The organism is Exiguobacterium sp. 8H (assembly GCF_902506255.1).
Lineage (GTDB): Bacteria > Bacillota > Bacilli > Exiguobacteriales > Exiguobacteriaceae > Exiguobacterium > Exiguobacterium profundum.
The window spans coordinates 1-1,141 of record NZ_LR733445.1 but is presented as its reverse complement, the minus strand read 5'-3'; the positions used below and the strand labels follow the sequence as shown (position 1 = coordinate 1,141).

The following is a 1,141-nucleotide window of genomic DNA, read 5'->3' as shown; positions in this document are numbered from 1 at the left end:
GCTCTACGCGGCCGGCGCACGGAACTTGCACGCCGAGACGAGCCGGTTCCTGGGTGAGCGCGCCGGACGCACGCCGTTCGTCATCGGCGTCGCGGGTTCCGTCGCCGTCGGCAAGTCCACCGTCGCCCGTCTGCTGCGGGAGCTGACGAAGCGCTGGCCGGACACCCCTCGCGTGGAGCTCGTGACGACCGACGGCTTCCTGTACCCGAACGCCGAGCTGGAGCGCCGCGGGATCATGGACCGCAAGGGCTTCCCGGAGTCGTACGACCGCCGCTCCCTGCTGCGCTTCGTGAGCCAGGTGAAGAGCGGGGCAACCGAGGTCCGGGCGCCGTACTACTCGCACCTGGTCTACGACATCGTGCCCGATGCCGAGCTCGTCGTCCGGCAGCCCGACGTGCTCATCGTCGAGGGTCTCAACGTGCTGGCGCCCCCGGTGCACGGGCGGCTCGCGCTGTCCGACCTGTTCGACTTCACGATCTACGTGGACGCGAAGACCAAGGACATCGAGTCCTGGTACGTCGACCGGTTCCTCGCCCTGCAGGAAGAGGCGTTCTCGAGCCCCGACTCGTTCTTCCACCGGTTCGCCTCGCTCTCGCGTGAGGACGCGGTGCGGACGGCGACCGAGGTCTGGCGGGCGATCAACGAGCCGAACCTGCTCGAGAACGTGCTGCCCACGCGCTCCCGCGCCACCCTGGTGCTGAAGAAGGGCGCGAACCACAAGGTGAACTCGGTCCTGCTCCGCAAGATCTGAACGGGAGCGGGCAGCAAAACACCGGTGTTCGCGAGCTGAACCGCGTCCTGCGCGTGTTCAACCGGCGAACACCGGTGTCTTGCGGAGGGGAACCCTACGCGGCGTCGAGCGCCAGGCGGTCCTGCACGACGGCGGCGAGCTCCTCGGGGGTGGGTTCGCCGGAGACCACCCGGACGTCCGCCACCGAAGCGGGCTCGTCCGAGGGCACGGGTGCTGCGTGGCGTCCCGTCAGAGCGGGATGTTCCCGTGCTTCTTCGGGGGCAGCGTTGCACGCTTGCCCCGCAGCGACCGGAGGGCCTTGATGACCGACACGCGGGTGGCGTGCGGCTGGATGATGCCGTCTAGCTCACCACGCTCGGCCGCCAGGTACGGCGACGCCACGTTGTACGT

2 protein-coding genes are annotated in these 1,141 nt (G+C 69.2%); one reads left to right on the top strand and one right to left on the bottom strand.

Annotation, left to right across the window (positions count from 1 at the left end):
- A partial coding sequence (gene coaA, locus GVY43_RS15440) for a type I pantothenate kinase (RefSeq protein WP_159563749.1) occupies positions 1 to 751 on the top strand: 751 nt, incomplete at its 5' end.
- A 228-nt stretch (positions 752 to 979) separates the two neighbouring features.
- Here coaA and GVY43_RS16155 read toward each other — a convergent pair.
- Positions 980 to 1,132, bottom strand: coding sequence for a carboxyl transferase domain-containing protein (locus GVY43_RS16155; protein WP_371730284.1), 153 nt, complete (start codon positions 1,130 to 1,132; stop codon positions 980 to 982).
- Positions 1,133 to 1,141: the final 9 nt, after the last annotated feature.